The sequence below is a fragment of the Azoarcus indigens genome, assembly GCF_004361735.1.
Lineage (GTDB): Bacteria > Pseudomonadota > Gammaproteobacteria > Burkholderiales > Rhodocyclaceae > Azoarcus > Azoarcus indigens.
In genome coordinates this window covers 239525-254770 of the sequence record NZ_SNVV01000001.1, presented here as the reverse complement: position 1 = coordinate 254770, position 15246 = coordinate 239525, and the positions used below count along the sequence as shown (strand labels likewise).

General features: G+C 68.9%; 14 protein-coding genes. 9 read left to right on the top strand and 5 right to left on the bottom strand.

Annotated elements, in window-relative coordinates; all coding sequences use genetic code 11:
* Positions 1-34 precede the first annotated feature (34 nt).
* Entirely contained in the window at positions 35-1426 is a 1392-nt protein-coding gene (locus C7389_RS01195; protein ID WP_133587541.1) for a MarR family transcriptional regulator, read from the bottom strand.
* A 381-nt stretch (positions 1427-1807) separates the two neighbouring features.
* On the opposite strand from C7389_RS01195, the gene C7389_RS01190 reads away from it, so the two are divergent.
* The 3 genes from C7389_RS01190 (at position 1808) to C7389_RS01180 (ending at position 5906) form a co-directional block, all read left to right on the top strand.
* Complete coding sequence (locus tag C7389_RS01190; RefSeq protein WP_211168456.1) at positions 1808-3805, top strand: acetoacetate--CoA ligase; 1998 nt, start codon at positions 1808-1810, stop codon at positions 3803-3805.
* A 23-nt stretch (positions 3806-3828) separates the two neighbouring features.
* Positions 3829-4695: an amidohydrolase family protein gene (locus tag C7389_RS01185; protein WP_133587539.1), complete on the top strand. Its 867-nt coding sequence runs from the start codon at positions 3829-3831 to the stop codon at positions 4693-4695.
* Positions 4696-4865: 170 nt separating this feature from the next.
* A complete protein-coding gene (locus C7389_RS01180; protein WP_162851630.1) occupies positions 4866-5906 on the top strand; it encodes a TRAP transporter substrate-binding protein in 1041 nt (346 codons plus the stop codon).
* A gap of 28 nt (positions 5907-5934) precedes the next feature.
* Here the strand turns inward: C7389_RS01180 and C7389_RS01175 are convergent, their stop codons facing one another.
* Complete coding sequence (locus C7389_RS01175) at positions 5935-6627, bottom strand: extensin-like domain-containing protein (protein WP_133587535.1); 693 nt, start codon at positions 6625-6627, stop codon at positions 5935-5937.
* A gap of 788 nt (positions 6628-7415) precedes the next feature.
* On the opposite strand from C7389_RS01175, the gene C7389_RS01170 reads away from it, so the two are divergent.
* Positions 7416-8183 (top strand): hypothetical protein, encoded by a 768-nt coding sequence (locus C7389_RS01170; protein WP_211168455.1) that lies wholly within the window; start codon positions 7416-7418, stop codon positions 8181-8183.
* Here the strand turns inward: C7389_RS01170 and C7389_RS01165 are convergent.
* Positions 8174-8866, bottom strand: a complete 693-nt coding sequence (locus C7389_RS01165; RefSeq protein WP_133587533.1) for a PEP-CTERM sorting domain-containing protein — start codon at positions 8864-8866, stop codon at positions 8174-8176. The genes C7389_RS01170 and C7389_RS01165 overlap by 10 nt on opposite strands.
* Positions 8867-9171: 305 nt before the next feature.
* On the opposite strand from C7389_RS01165, the gene C7389_RS01160 reads away from it, so the two are divergent.
* Entirely contained in the window at positions 9172-9939 is a 768-nt protein-coding gene (locus tag C7389_RS01160; RefSeq protein ID WP_133587531.1) for an alpha/beta fold hydrolase, read from the top strand.
* A gap of 159 nt (positions 9940-10098) precedes the next feature.
* On the opposite strand, the gene groL is transcribed toward C7389_RS01160, so the two are convergent.
* Positions 10099-11739 (bottom strand): chaperonin GroEL, encoded by a 1641-nt coding sequence (groL, locus tag C7389_RS01155; protein WP_133587529.1) that lies wholly within the window; start codon positions 11737-11739, stop codon positions 10099-10101.
* Between the two features lie 54 nt (positions 11740-11793).
* The gene (gene groES, locus C7389_RS01150; protein ID WP_133587527.1) at positions 11794-12081 is read right to left on the bottom strand and encodes a co-chaperone GroES; all 288 of its coding nucleotides are present in this window, start codon (positions 12079-12081) and stop codon (positions 11794-11796) included.
* Positions 12082-12371: 290 nt separating this feature from the next.
* Here groES and C7389_RS01145 point away from each other — a divergent pair, with 290 nt between their 5' ends.
* The 4 genes from C7389_RS01145 to C7389_RS01130 all read left to right on the top strand — a co-directional run bounded on the left by C7389_RS01145 (position 12372) and on the right by C7389_RS01130 (position 15099).
* Positions 12372-12611, top strand: coding sequence for a ParD-like family protein (locus tag C7389_RS01145; RefSeq protein ID WP_133587525.1), 240 nt, complete (start codon positions 12372-12374; stop codon positions 12609-12611).
* Positions 12611-13438, top strand: a complete 828-nt coding sequence (map, locus tag C7389_RS01140; RefSeq protein ID WP_133588167.1) for a type I methionyl aminopeptidase — start codon at positions 12611-12613, stop codon at positions 13436-13438. The genes C7389_RS01145 and map overlap by 1 nt, the downstream gene beginning before the upstream one ends.
* Before the next feature lie 714 nt (positions 13439-14152).
* The gene (locus C7389_RS01135) at positions 14153-14698 is read left to right on the top strand and encodes a glutathione peroxidase (protein WP_133587523.1); all 546 of its coding nucleotides are present in this window, start codon (positions 14153-14155) and stop codon (positions 14696-14698) included.
* 29 nt (positions 14699-14727) lie between these two features.
* The gene (locus C7389_RS01130; protein WP_133587521.1) at positions 14728-15099 is read left to right on the top strand and encodes a hypothetical protein; all 372 of its coding nucleotides are present in this window, start codon (positions 14728-14730) and stop codon (positions 15097-15099) included.
* Positions 15100-15246 lie beyond the last annotated feature (147 nt).

Below are 15246 nucleotides of genomic sequence, written 5' to 3'. Positions count from 1 at the left end.
GCGGCGGGGCTCTTTTCCTGGCGGCATCGGCCGTTCATTTCGCGCTGGCCAGATTGCCCACTACCCGTTCCAGCGCCTTCATCAACTGCGCCAGCTCCCGTTTGCTGAATCCCCGCAGCGCCCGGGCCTCGTGGCGGGCGATCAGGGCGGTGGCCTGGCGGTGGGCGGCGACGCCGTCGGCGGTGAGCAGCAACGGGCCGCGGCGGCCGGCGGGGCCGGCGCGCTGCAGCAGGCCCAGGGCCAGCAATCTGTCGACCACCGGCGCCAGGGCGGCAGGCTCGACCTGGATGAGCATGGCCAGGCGGGCGGCGGACAGGCCGGGGTTGCAACTGAGCAGCTCCAGCATGCTGAAGGCGCTGGGGGTGAGGTTGAGCGCGCCTATTTCATGCTCGAAATCCTTGAACAGGGCGAGCTGGGTCTCGCGGATGCGGTAGCCGACCAGGCCGGGCAGGGCGCCGAGCGAGACCGGCCGGCTGCGTTGCCGGCTGGCGCTGGCGGCGAGGGCAGGGAAGACGATGCCCGGCGCCTCCGCGGCGGGGCGAGGGGAGGGCGGGTTGGTCGCCCAGGCCGCTGCGGGTTGGGTTGCAGGGCCCGCAGCGATGACTTCCAGCGGCGAGCGCCCGCCCAGCAGGCGCGGGCGGAAGCCCTGGTTGTAGCGCTCCAGCACCTGCAGCAGCGCCGGCGGCAGGCTGGGCGAGGGCGCGTCGCCTATCAAGCGCGGCAGCAGCGGTGCCAGCACGCCGCGGGCCTCGTTGGAGAACAGGGCTGCCAGCCGCTTGGCGGAGGCGCGTATGGTGCTGCGGAACAGGATGTAGCGCTCTTCTTCCGCCAGCCAGCGCAGGGCAGGGTCGAAACTCTCTTCGGCGACCAGCCAGTTGCGTACCGGGAAAGGCGCAGCGGCGGCGAGGGCGAGCAGGGCGGCGCGGCAGTTGGCCGGGCGGGTGGTGTGCAGCGGTGCGCAGCCCGCCCAGCGACTGTGGCGATCCACGCCGAGCAGCAGGCCGGTGGGCAAGGTGCGCAGCCGCAGCCAGTGCAGTTCCACTATGCCGGGCGAGGCTTCGCGCCCGGCCTTGCCCGCCGGCAGGCGGGCGAAATGGTGGCGCCGCAGGCAGCGGTCCAGCCCGGAGCGGGAGGCGGCACAGCCGGTGCTTTCCCGCAGCAGCGTCAGCAGGTCATCCAGCGGCAGCGCGAGTACATGGCGCAGCAGCAGGGCCAAGGTTTCCTCGCCGGGGCGCAGTGCGGTGCGCAGCTGCAGCGGCGTGTGCGGCCTGTCTTCCACCGAGGCCCGCTCCCGCCATTTGCGCACGGTGTTGCGGCTGATGCCCAGCTCCGCGGCCAGTGCGCTCACGGTCTTGTCCGAGTCGCGGATGTAGCCGCGGATCTCCGGCGTGGTGCTGGCTCGGCGGTGCAGACGGGAGGGTTTCATGAGTGGCTTGGCGGGACAGGCGAGACGATGAAGATGGGAATGATCATTCGAGACTAATTATCGTCAGGCGACGCTTGCCGGTCACCTCGTTTTCACTGCGCTGTACCGGGGCGCTGCCCGCCGTCCGGCAGCAAAGCTGCGCCTGCCCGGATTGCCGCTGTCGAAGCCGCGCACCTGGCTCCGCCAACCGTCGGGCGCTCGAGGCGGGCCGGCAAGGCTGAAGGCGGAGGCTGCGGCGTCCGGCTGTTTCCGGCGGACGGCGGTGGACGACCATGATCATACGGGACTAGGACGGCTAAGTTTGTCCTCCGCCGCCGCCAAAAAATAGACTCCGCCCCAGATGCTGTCGCGCCCGTCGGGCAGAGACGGCCGGACAAGGGAATGGAGGACGACATGGGCATAGCGCAGGGACAGGTGCTGTGGACGCCGGATGCCGGGATGCTGGCGCAGGCGCCGTTGAGCGATTTCGGCCGCCGTATCGGCAGCCGCCACGGTGTGGATGGCGCGGATTACCGCGCCTTGTGGCAATGGTCGGTGGATAAGCTGGACAGCTTCTGGCGCGAGGTGTGGGACTACTTCGACATCCAGGCCGATGGCAGCCCGGAGCCGGTCCTGGCCTCGCAGGAGATGCCGGGGGCGCAGTGGTTTCCCAATGCCCGCCTGAACTACGCGGAGCACATCTTCCGCCGCGCTTCCTCTGAACGGCCGGCGCTCATCGTGCGCAACGAGGCCGGCGAGCAGTACGAGGTGAGCTGGGCCGAGCTGGCCGCCACCACCGGCGCCCTCGCCGCCACGCTGCGCGAACTGGGCGTGGGCCCGGGCGACCGCGTCGTCTCCTACATGCCCAACCTGCCGCAGACGGTGGCCGCCTTCCTCGCCACCGCCAGCCTGGGCGCCATCTGGTCCAGCTGCGCGCAGGACATGGGCGCCAGCGTGGTGCTGGACCGCTTCCGCCAGATCGAGCCCAAGGTCATCTTCGCCATCGACAGCTACCGCTACAACGGCAAGCTGTTCGACCGCAGCGGCCTGGTCGCCGAGCTGCTGGAGCAATTGCCCACGGTGCGCCACGTCATCCATGTGCGCGGCCCCGGCGCCGGCACCACGCCGCCGCCCTGGCGCAACCGCCTCACCTGGGCGGACGCGGTGGAGAAGCCGGCGCCGCTCCGCTTCAACCGCCTCCCCTTCGACCACCCGCTGTGGATCGTCTACTCCTCCGGCACCACCGGCCTGCCCAAGGCCATGGTGCACGGCCACGGCGGCATCGTGCTCACCCACCTCAAGACCATGGTGCTGCAGCACGACCTGCGCGAGGGCGACCGCATGCTCTTCCTCGCCGGCACCGGCTGGGTGGTATGGAACCTGATGGTGGGCGGCCTGCTCACCGGGGCCACCATGGTGCTGTACGACGGCAACCCGGCCGCGCCGGATGGCGACGCGCTGTGGCGCTTCATCGACGAGGCGCGGCTCACCCACTTCGGCTGCGGCGCCGCCTACCTCATCAACTGCATGAAGGACGGCCTGGCACCGCGGGAGTACGCCGGCTTCACCGCCCTGCGCTCGATCAATGCCACCGGCTCGCCCTTGCCACTCGAGGCTTACGAGTGGGTGCACACCCGGGTGAAACAGGACATCTGGCTGGCCTCCATCAGCGGCGGCACCGACATCGCCTCCGGCTTCGTCGCCTGCGCGCCCACGCTGCCGGTGCATGCCGGCGAAATCCAGTGCCCCGAACTGGGCGTGGCTGCCTATGCCTTCAACGAAGCGGGCGAGGCGGTGGTGGATGAAGTGGGCGAACTGGTCATCACCAAGCCCATGCCCTCCATGCCGCTGTTCTTCTGGAACGACGAGGGCAACCGCCGCTACCTGGACAGCTACTTCGACGTCTATCCCGGCCTGTGGCGCCATGGCGACTGGATACGCTTCACCCCCTACGGCAGCTCGGTGATCTACGGCCGTTCGGATTCCACCATCAACCGCCACGGCATCCGCATGGGCACCGCCGAAATCTACCGGGTGGTGGAAGAACTGCCGGAGATACGCGACTGCATGGTGGTGGACCTGGAATACCTGGGCCGCGAATCCTTCATGCCGCTGTTCGTGGTGCTGCGCCCCGGCTTCGTGCTGGACGAGGCGCTGAAGGACCGCATCCGCGGCCAGATCCGCAGCAAGGCCTCGCCGCGCCATGTGCCCAACGAGATCTACGCGGTGGCGGAGATTCCGCACACCCTCACCGGCAAGAAGATGGAAGTGCCGGTGCGCAAGCTGCTGCTGGGCGGCGACCCGGCCAAGGTCGCCAACCCGGACACCATGGCCAACCCCGCCAGCCTCGGCTTCTACCTCGAGCTGGCGCGGCAGCTCAACGCCCCCGCCGGCGCCTGACCGGCCGCAAGGAGAACCGCATCATGAAGCTGGAAGAACTGGTCGCCATCGACATCCACACCCACGCCGAAGTCTCCTGCTGCCAGCCGCCGGACCCCTACGGCGAGGAATACGACCGCGCGGCCGACCGCTACTTCGGTTCCGACCGCCGGCCCACCATCGCCGAGACCATCGCCTACTACCGCGAGCGCAAGCTCGGGCTGGTGATGTTCACCGTGGATTGCGAAGCCCACGTCGGCCGCCGCCGCATCCCCAACGAGGAAATCGCCGAAGCGGCCATGGCCAACAGCGACATGATGATCGCCTTCGCCAGCATCGATCCGCACAAGGGCAAGATGGGCGCGCGCGAAGCCCGCCGGCTGATCGAGGACCACGGCGTGCGCGGCTTCAAGTTCCACCCCACCATGATGGGATTCCACCCCTACGACCGCATGGCCTGGCCCCTGTACGAGGTGATCGCCGAATACAAGCTGCCGGCCATCTTCCACAGCGGCCATTCCGGCATGGGCACCGGCATGCGCGGCGGCGGCGGGCTGAAGCTGGAGTATTCCAACCCGATGCACCTGGAAGACGCCGCCATCGACTTCCCCGACATGCAGTTCGTCATCGCCCACCCCTCCTGGCCGTGGCAGGACGAGGCGCTGTCGCTGTGCCTGCACAAGCCCAATGTGTGGATAGACCTCTCCGGCTGGTCGCCCAAGTACTTCCCCAAACCGCTGGTGCAGTACGCCAACACCCTGCTGAAGGACAGGGTGCTGTTCGGCACCGACTTCCCGCTGATCACCCCGGAACGCTGGCTGGCGGACTTCAAGGAGGCCGGCTTCAAGCCGGAGCTGCATCAACGCATCCTCAAGGACAACGCCGCCCGGCTGCTCGGGCTGGCGGCCTGAAGGCCTGGAGGCCCTGAGGCTGCCCGCCCCGGCTGATGCCGGCTGCGGTGCGTCATTCCCGCCCGCGTGCGGAAGCCCCGGCCGCAGCGCCCCGGGGCCGCGCGCCCACTTTGCCACGCAAGGCCCGCGGTGACGGGCCGCTTTCCCATCTCAGAACAAGGAGACACCGCATGAAGCTCAAGCTCATCCTCGCCGCCGTCCTGGCCGCAACCGCCGTGGCGGCCCAGGCGCAGACCGCGCCGGTGAAGATCAAGGTCGCCCACTTCCTGCCCTCGATTTCCAACCTGCAGCGCGATGTGCTGGAGCCCTGGTGCGAAACCCTGCGCGAGGAATCCAGTGGCGGCCTGCAATGCGAGCTGTATCCGGCGATGGCCATAGGCGGCACGCCGCCCAACCTGATCAGCCATGTGCGCGACGGCATCGCCGACGTGGTGTGGACCTCTCCCAGCTACACCCCCAACCTGTTCCCGGCGATGGAGGCCATCGAGCTGCCCTTCGTGGTGCCGGCGGACGGCCTGGGCGGCAGCCGGGCGATGTGGGCCTACTACGAGCAGCACGCACGCAAGGATTTCGAGCGCTACAAGGTGCTGGCCCTGCACAGCGGCAGCGGCCAGAACCTGAACGCGGTGAAGGCGCCGGTGCAGACGCTGGCGGACATGAAGGGGATGAAGCTGCGCTCGCCTTCGCGCGTATCTTCCAGGCTGCTCTCCGCTCTTGGCGCCGCGCCGGTGAACATGCCCGCCAGTGCCATCACCGAGAGCGTCTCCCGCGGGGTGGCCGACGGCGCGCTGGCGCCGTGGGAACTGGTCACCGCGATCAAGCTCGACGAGATCGCCCGTTTCCATACCGAACCGCCCGCCGGCAAGCCGGCCTATTTCGCCGTCTCCATGGCGCTGCTGATGAACAAGAAGAAATACGAGGGGCTGCCGGCCGAGCTGAAGGCGGTCATAGACCGCAACAGCGGCCTGCCGTTGGTCGAGAAGTTCGGCGCCTCCTGGGACCGCGCCACCGAAGCCTCGCGCAAGCGCGCCGCCGCGCTGGGCAACACGCTGGTGGTACAGAAGCTGGAAGACTATGAGGCGATGCGCAAGGCGGCGGAAAGCGTGGAAGCCGAGTGGATCGAGGAGGTGAAGGCCAAGGGGCTGGACGGCGCCGCGTTGATTGCGGCCGCGCGGGAGATCAGCAACAAGCATCTTACCCGGGCGAACTGAGGTGCCTGCCTGACATGCCGGGGCGCCGCTAACGGCACATCCGGTAGCCGCCCCAGTCCAGGTGGAAGTGGTCCTGGTGGGCCTGGTTGTAGTCCGGGCTCAGGGTGCCGTTGAAGAAGCGGCAGGCGCCGTCGCGGGCGTCGCGCAGGAAGGCCGCTTCGGCGCCGCTGCCGTGCCAGTGGCCGAGGATGCGGATGCGGCGGCCGTTTTCGAGGCGGAAGGCGGCGGCATCGAAGGCATTGGCAGTGGCATGCTGGCTGCGGCGGCTTCCTTCGCCGGCGCCGCCGCGCACATTGCGGCAGGCGTAGCTGCCCAGATGTTCGACCCGCGTGAGCGGCTGGCCGAAGTGGGCCTGGGCGGCGGGTTGCAGCGTGTGGCGCTCCCACATCGCCAGCGACACCGCCGCGGTGCAGGTAAGTGTGAAAGCGGGCGCAAAGCGCTCGTCGCTGACGCGCACCGCGTTCTTCCAGCCACAGCCATTGCCCATGTCCCGATCCGGCACCGCCGTTTGCCGCAGCCCGGCCTGTTCCAGCACCGCCCGGCAGCGCACCGGGTCGCCGTTCAGGCGCTGCAGCTTGTAGCGGGTGAGCCAGTTGGGTGCGGCAGCCACCTCCAGCGGCGCCCAGGGGTTCCACTGCGGCGGAATGGCGATGCGGCCGCTGTGCAACTGCCAGGCGAGGACGAGCAGGGCGAGGAGAAAGGCGAGGGCGAAGTAGCGCATCGACGGCCGGAGTCAGGAGACGGTGCGCTGATACAGCAAACGGCGTTCCCCCGGGGGCCCGGGCGTCGAGAAGCCGTCATTCGATCGTGGATGGTGACCCGGAGATCGTTGCTGCACCCCGGTCCGCAGGCCGATCAGTCCCATCAGGCCGTTCAGGCTCGGGGCGAGGGCCGAGGGTTCGGGCACGCCGAGGATTTCCGGCGTCCAGTAGCCGGGGTTGTCGCGGCTGGCGCCTACCGGGCTCCAGCCGGCGGGCCAGGCACCGGCGACATGCAGATCCTGCGGCTCGACCGCGCCGGAGGGCCCCAGTTCTCGGTGAGCATGTATCTCCCGCGGAATACGTCGGGGTCATCGTCCGCGCTGTACTCGTAATCCAGCACCACGCTCCACAGCGTCGGCGCGCCGAGGACATCCAACTCGTAGAGGAAAATGCTGGAGACATAAATGCAGCCCGCTGTCACCAGCCGCTAGGGAAAGCAGGGTAGAAGGTGCTGCACCACTCGGGGTCGATCTCGAACCTGTCCACGGTGGACTGGGGATTCGACAGGGGCTTCGTGATGGCACGACTGCGGGGCGGCGCGTTCGTCACGGCGTGTTCCTCCTAGGGCTGGGCGGCCCGGAGGTTCGGGCCTGGTGCTGCGATGTCCGCGGGTTTGCCGTGGAAAAGACATGGAGCGTGACCGGTTGGGGAGAGGGAAAAACGCAGATTGATTAGAATCCGCCGCCGCCTGCCCCTGCGGACGGCGGTGTTTGCCTTCAATCTCGCCTTCATCCCCTATGGAGATTTCATGGGCCGAAAACTGCGGATTCGATCGAAAGCGGTGCTGCGCCTGCAACACCGGCTGGAACAGAATGGCTGGCCCCGGCTGCAGATGGCCTTGATCGTGCTGCTCACCGGCCTGGCCGGCCTGCTGTGCTCCTTCCTGATGCTGCTGGCCGGGATCGACTCCATGGCGGTGCGTTATCCGCTGGCGCTGGGCCTGGCCTACGGTTTCTTCCTCTTCATGCTGTGGCTGTGGCTGCGCAACCGCGGCGACGATCCCGGCTTCGGCGACCTGGTGAGCGGCGATTTCAACTGGAATCCGGGGAGCGGCGGCCGGCTGGCGGCGCCGCGCAGCGGAGGTGGCGGTGATTTCGCCGGCGGCGGCGCCAGCGCTTCCTTCGAGGCTCCGGCGGCCGTGCCCTTGCCGGCGGAGGCGGACAGCGGCTGGTCCCTGGGCAAGGGCGCGGCCTCGGTGGCGGACGCGGACGAACTGGCGATTCCGCTGGCGGTAGTGGTTTTCTGCCTCGGCCTGATGCTGGCGTCCTTCTACCTGATCTACCTCGCGCCGGCCTTGTTCGCCGAACTGCTGTTCGACGGCGTGCTCTCCTACTCGCTCTACCGCCGCCTGCGGCGCACCGGGGACGACGCGGACCACTGGCTGGTGACCGCCTGCCGCCGCACGGCGCTGCCTTTCCTGCTGACGGCGGTCTTCCTGGTGCTGACGGGCCTGGCGATGGAGGCCTGGGCGCCGGGTGCGCGCTCCATCGGCGAGGTTCTGGCTTATCAGGGCTGAGCGGCGCGGCGGCGCTTGCGCAGCAGGGCGAGGGCGCCCAGGCCGCCGAGCAGCAGGGCTGAGGAGGCCGGTTCCGGCAGCGCCTGCACATTCAGGACGGTGAGCTGCCAACTGCCGGGGTTGTTGAAGGAGGCGCCGAAGGTATCGGCGCCGCCCCTGCCGCCGGCCGAGTTGGTATCCGCCTGGGGTTCAAGCCAGGCGCCGGCCCAGTTGCTGCTGTAGAGCCCGTGGGTGTATGGGTCGAGGCGATCCGGGTCGTAAGTGATGAGCTGCAGGCTCAGTTCCCACGAGATGGGCACGCCGGCAGCATCCAGCTCGGCAAAGATGATGCTGGCCTCGAAGTGGTAGGGCGTCACCGTCTTCTGGTAGGTGAAATCGCTATTGTCGTCCCACATGCGGAAGCTCAGGCCCGGCGTGTTGATCAGATTGCCCAGCCCGGCGGCGAGCGGGATGCGCGAGGTGATCTCGGCGGACAGGAAGCTCTCCGCGGTGTTGCCGCCGCCATAGGTGTTGCCGTCGCCCTGGCTGTAGGGCAGCCCGGTGTAGGTGTAGCGGTAGAGCGGCGCCGCGTGCGCGAGGGAGGCAAGGCCGGGCAGCAGGGCGAGCAGCGCGGCGGCCAGCGCGCGCCGCAAGCCTGTGCCGGAGTTGCAGGATGGCTGGAGGAGGACGGCGGAATACGGCATGACATCTCCTAGTCATTGAAGCGGGCGCGCCCGGCGCCCGGCAGGAATACGGCAGGAATATCCGCATTCAATGTAGCCCAGCCGGCAAGCCCAGGCGTGGGGCGGATGTACCCGTAGTGGGTTCCGGCGAAGGTGTTTCCGGGCATTTCCCTGCCGGGCGACGGGAACCTGCGCGCCGGCCCGCGCTGTCGAAGAGGCACGGCCGCGTCCGGTGCGTGCGCGGCCGCCCGTCCGGAACCCGCTGCTGCCTTGGCATTCCGGGCCTCTGCGCGGTCACTCCGCGCCATCGTCGAGGGAGACACGACATGGATAGAAAGACAATACTGATGCTGCCGGGCCTGCTCAACGACGCCACCCTGTACGAGAACCAGGTGAGCGCACTCGCGGATGTCGCCAAATGCACCGTGGGCGATCTCACCCGCTCCAGCACCATCGCCGACATGGCGGACGACGTGCTGGCGGCGGCGCCGGAGACGCCCTTCGTGCTGGTCGGCATGTCCATGGGCGGATACGTGGCGCTGGAGATCATGCGCCGCGCGCCGAAACGGGTGAGCGCGCTGGCGCTGCTGGATACCAGCGCCCGGCCGGACACCGAGGAGGCCACCGCCGGGCGGGAGGCGCTGATAGCGCGGGGCAGGACGGAATTTCCCAAGGTGGTCGAGACCCTGCTGGCCAAGCTGGCGCTGCCCGAGCACGCGGACACGCCGGAGGTGGGCAGCGCCTTCCAGTCGATGGCGATCAGCGTGGGCTACGAGGTCTTCGTGCAGCAGCAGCGCGCCATCATCGGCCGGCCAGACAGCCGCCCCTCGCTCGCCGCCATCCGCTGCCCGACGCTGATCCTCTGCGGTGCCGACGACAGCCTGACGCCGCCCGAGGTGCACAAGGAGATGGCCGAGGCCATTCCCGGCGCGCGGCTGGAGATCATTCCGGAGTGCGGCCACCTCTCGCCGCTGGAGCAGCCGGACAAGGTCACCGCCATCCTGCGCGACTGGCTGCAATCGCTGCCGCCGGAGAAGGGCGGGGAGCGCGTACAGGGCGCGGGCGACGGCGTGGATGGTGGCGAGCCGCGCTAGGCCGGCGAAGGCGCTGCGCCGCGACGAGCGGCGTCCTTGAATGAATCGCGGCGCCCGGAATCTTGCGGGCGGGAGCCGTAAAAGGAAGAGCGGGGCCGGGAGTGCATCCCGGCCCCGCTCTTCCAGTATCTGCCCGCGCGCTTCAGGGCAGGCGGCGCCTTAGAACTCGGGGCCGCCGAAGCCGCCGGGGCCGCCGGCGGGCAGGCCACCAGCCGGCTTGTCGTCCGCCTGTTCGGCGACCAGCGCGTCGGTAGTCAGGATCAGCGCGGCCACCGAGGCGGCGTTCTGCAGCGCGGAGCGGGTGACCTTGGCTGGGTCCAGCACGCCTTGTTCGACCAGGTCGCCGTACTCGCCGTTGGCGGCGTTGTAGCCGAAGTTGCCGCTGCCCTCGAGCACCTTGGCGACGACCACCGAAGCCTCGTCGCCCGCATTGGCGACGATCTGGCGCAGCGGCTCTTCCACCGCGCGCAGCACGATCTTGATGCCGGCGTCCTGCTCGTGGTTGTCGCCCTTCAGGTCCTTGATCGCGGCGCGGGCGCGCAGCAGGGCGACGCCGCCGCCGGGCACCACCCCTTCCTCGACCGCGGCGCGGGTGGCATGCAGCGCATCCTCGACGCGCGCCTTCTTCTCCTTCAGCTCCACTTCGGTGGCCGCGCCCACCTTGATGACGGCCACGCCGCCGGCCAGCTTGGCCTTGCGCTCCTGCAGCTTCTCGCGGTCGTAGTCGGAGGTGGCGGCGCCGATGAGGGCGTCGATGGAGGCGACGCGGGCCTTGATCGCATCGACGCTGCCGGCGCCGTCGATCAGCGTGGTGTTCTCCTTCTGCACCTCGACGCGCTTGGCCTGGCCGAGGTCGGCCAGCGTGGCCTTCTCCAGGCTGAGGCCGACCTCCTCGGCGATCACCTGGCCGCCGGTGAGGATGGCGATGTCCTCCAGGATGGCCTTGCGGCGGTCGCCGAAGCCGGGCGCCTTCACCGCCACCACCTTGAGGATGCCGCGGATGGTGTTCACCACCAGGGTGGCGAGCGCTTCGCCCTCCACGTCCTCGGCGATGATCAGCAGCGGGCGGCCGGCCTTGGCCACTTGCTCCAGCACCGGCAGCAGGTCGCGGATGTTGGAGATCTTCTTGTCGAACAGCAGGATGAAGGGGTTGTCCAGCTCGGCAACCTGCTTGTCCGGGTTGTTGATGAAGTAGGGCGACAGGTAGCCGCGGTCGAACTGCAGGCCTTCTACCACCTCCAGCTCGTTGGCCAGGCTCTTGCCGTCTTCCACGGTGATCACGCCTTCCTTGCCGACCTTGTCGATGGCCTGGGCGATGATGTCGCCGATGTCGGCGTCCGAGTTGGCGGAAATGGCGCCCACCTGGGCGATTTCCTTGCTGGTGGTGGTCGGCTTGGCGATCTGCTGCAGCTCGGCGACGACGGCGGCCACCGCCTTGTCGATGCCGCGCTTGAGGTCGGCCGGGTTGAAGCCGGCGGCGACGAACTTGAAGCCCTCGCGCACGATGGCCTGGGCCAGCACGGTGGCGGTGGTGGTGCCGTCGCCGGCGTTGTCGGAGGTCTTGGAGGCGACTTCCTTCACCAGCTGGGCGCCGATGTTCTCGAACTTGTCCTTCAGCTCGATTTCCTTGGCCACGGACACGCCGTCCTTGGTCACGGTGGGGGCGCCGAAGGCGCGCTCCAGCACCACGTTGCGGCCCTTGGGACCGAGGGTGACCTTGACGGCATTGGCGAGCACATTGACGCCTTGCACGACCTTGGCGCGGGCGTCGTCGCCGAACAGCACTTGCTTTGCGGGCATGGAGAACTCCGTTTCTTTGTCTGGTTGAGATTGGAGAGGGGCGGGAGAGGGCGCTTACTCGATCACCGCGAAGATGTCCTCTTCGCGCACGACCAGCACTTCCTCGCCTTCCAGCTTCACCGCCTGGCCGGCGTACTTGCCGAACAGCACGCGGTCGCCGACCTTCAGTTGCAGCGGGCGGATCTCGCCGTTGTCCAGCGCCTTGCCGCGGCCGACGGCGATGACTTCGCCCTGGTCCGGCTTCTCGCCGGCGGAATCGGGAATGACGATGCCGCTGGCGGTGGTGCGTTCGGGCTCGGTGCGCTTGACGATGACACGGTCGTGGAGAGGGCGAATGGCCATGTAGGGGCTCCTGTTAGCGATGCGGCGCCGATGCGCCGCCGGCCGCGCGCAGCCACCGGTGGCTGCGCGCCATCTGTTAGCACTCGGCACCGGGGAGTGCCAAGCGGGCCTCATCATGCATCGCCAGCCGCCGCTGCGTTCCGATTTATTCCGATTTGGATTGGCGTTTCCGCAGATATGCGAATGGCTTGAGGCGCCGATGGGGAGGTCTCGCCGCGAACATGGCCTGTCAGGTGGCCAGTGCGTCTGGTAGTATATGAACCATATACAAACCATACATCGGGTGAGCCATGGGCATCGTCAAGATTTCGGAGCAGATGCATGAAGCGCTGCGCCACACCAGCGGCGCGTTCAGCCGCTCCATCAATGCGCAGGCGGAGCATTGGCTGCGCGTCGGCATGCTGGCCGAACTGAACCCCGGCCTGAACTACGGCGAGATCTGCCGCCTGCTGCTGACGCCGGACGGCGAGGCCGCCTCCGCGCTGGCCGGCACCGGGCTCGCGGCCGACACCCTGGGCAGGGCCGCATGATGGCCGCCAAGGAAGACATCCCGCTGCGTACCCCGGAAGAACTTGCCAAGCTGCGCCAGGCCGGCGCGCTGGCGGCCGATGTGCTGCGCATGATAGGCGAGCACGTGAAGCCGGGCGTCACCACCGACGAGCTGGACCGCCTGTGCCACGACTACATCGTCAAGGTCCAGGGCGCCATCCCCGCCAACATCGGCTACCACGGCTACCCGAAGACCGTCTGCGCTTCGGTCAACCATGTGGTCTGCCACGGCATCCCCTCGGCCAAGCGGCTGGCGGCGGGCGATATCGTCAACATCGACGTCGCCGTCATCAAGGACGGCTGGTACGGCGACAGCAGCCGCATGTACTTCGTCGGCAAGCCCGGCATCCTCGCCCGCCGGCTGGTGCATACCACCTACGAGGCGATGCGCGCCGGTATTCGCGCGGTGCGCCCCGGCGCCAGCCTGGGCGACGTCGGCCACGCCATCCAGACGGTGGCGCACCGCGAAGGCTTCACGGTGGTGCGGGAGTACTGCGGCCACGGCATCGGGCAGGTCTACCACGGCGAGCCGCAAGTGCTGCACTTCGGCCGCGCCGGTACCGGCCTGAAGCTGGAGCCGGGCATGGTGTTCACCATCGAACCGATGATCAACGCCGGCCGCGCCGACACCAAGCAACTGCCCGACGGCTGGACGGTGGTGACCAAGGACCGCTCCCTGTCCGCCCAGTGGGAGCACATGGTGGCCGTCACCGAAACCGGCTTCGAAATCCTCACCCCCTGGCCGGATGGCTACGGCGAGTACGCGCCGATAGAGATGGACGCCAGGCCCGCGGTCGCGGTGGTCTGATCGCCCTGGCGGGATAGGCGCGCGGCCGCTTGCAGGGCTGCAGGACCAAACGCCGTTCGCATGCCGAACGGCGTTTTTGCGTTGTCCCGGGCCCTCAGGCCCGGTTCGGGCGGGCGAGAGAGCCTGCCGGGCGTATTTTCCCGGAAGCGCCGCGCACTGTTCGAGAACACCGGACTCCATACGCCTCAGGCCCCCGGCTTCGTTCAAAGCAGTCGCGCCGGAAGGCGCAACGGCCCCGAAAAAACAACGGGCTGGAACGGCACAACTGCGGCAAAAGGTGCAAGCCGCGACCAGGAGCGCAACCCTTCCGAAAGGCCTAGGTCCCCGGAAGAGTTGCCTCCTTGAGAAGAGTCGCCCCCGAAACCCGTGCAGCCGCAGCTTTTCTCCCCTCGCGGGAGAGGGGCGGGGGGAGAGGGGAACGCCGCGCGAGCCCGACTCGCAGCCGCCCCTGCCGAGCGGCGCATCTCCCGGCCCCGCGCCGGGTGCTGGCGGGGAGAGCGAAGCTCCGCTTTGCTCGTGCGAGCGCAAGGGCGGCGGCAGGGCCGCGGCGCGCAGCGGGAGAGGGCGCACACCGAACTCCGCCGAACAGAAAGCCGGTCCGAGCCGTCCAGCCCTCGCCCCTCGATCCACCCCGCCCAGCGCCGCCGCCGCTGGTGCCTGCTATCTTCCCGCCTGCGTCCCATATTTCCCCCAACATTTCCCCCAGGAGACCCCATGAGCACCGTCTACGACATCCCCCTCAAGCGCATCGATGGCAGCGCGGACTCCCTCGCCAGCTTCCGCGGCCAGGTGCTGCTGGTGGTCAACGTCGCCAGCAAGTGTGGCCTCACGGCGCAGTACGAGGGGCTGGAGAAGCTGTACCGGTCGCGCAAGGCCCAGGGGCTGGCGGTGCTGGGTTTCCCGGCGAACAACTTCAAGGGCCAGGAGCCGGGCAGCGATGCCGAGATCCAGCAGTTCTGCACGCTCAGCTACGACGTGCACTTCCCGCTGTTCTCCAAGATCTCGGTGAGCGGCCCTGACCGCCATCCGCTCTACACCGCGCTGGTGCAGGCGCAGCCGGCGGCCACCGGCGAGGGACCGTTCCGCGAGCGGCTGGCGGGTGCCGGCCTGGCCCCGGTGGATCGCACCGCGGTGCTGTGGAACTTCGAGAAATTCCTGGTCGGCCGCAACGGCGAGGTGGTGGGGCGCTTCTCGCCGGACGTCACTGCCGACGATCCCCGCCTGCTGCAGGCGATAGATGCCGAACTGGCCAAGGCCTGATCGCCGATTCCCCCTACCGAGGACGAAAGATGAACGGAAACACTGCACGCATCCTGCTGATGATCGCCCGCCTGAGCTGGTTGCTGGCGCTGGGCACCGGGGTGGCGTTCTGGCTGGGCTGGGGCGTGCCGCTGCATGCCCACATGGGCCTGGGTGGCCTGATGGTGCTGTCGCTGCTGGGCATCGCCCTGCTGGGCCTGAGCCGGCGTCCCGGCCTGGCGCTGGCCCTCGCGGCGGTGGCGGTGCTGGTGCCGGTGGTCGGCATGATGCAGCTGATGGCGCCGCTGTTCGACAGCCGGGCGCTGACCCAGGTGGTGCATGTGGCGCTGGGCTTCTGTGCCATTGGCCTGGGCGAGGTACTGGTGAAACGGATGAAGCAGGGCGCAGCCCCCCTCGTCTGACGTTCGCACGGCCGCGGCGCAGCGGGCGCGGCCGTGCCCCGCGCCGGCGGCCGTGGCGGGATCGACAAGAACCGCGGGCGCGCGACCGGCCTGCGGTTTTTCTTCTTGCGGCGCCGGGGCAGACGATGGACGATCCGCGCTGAGCCG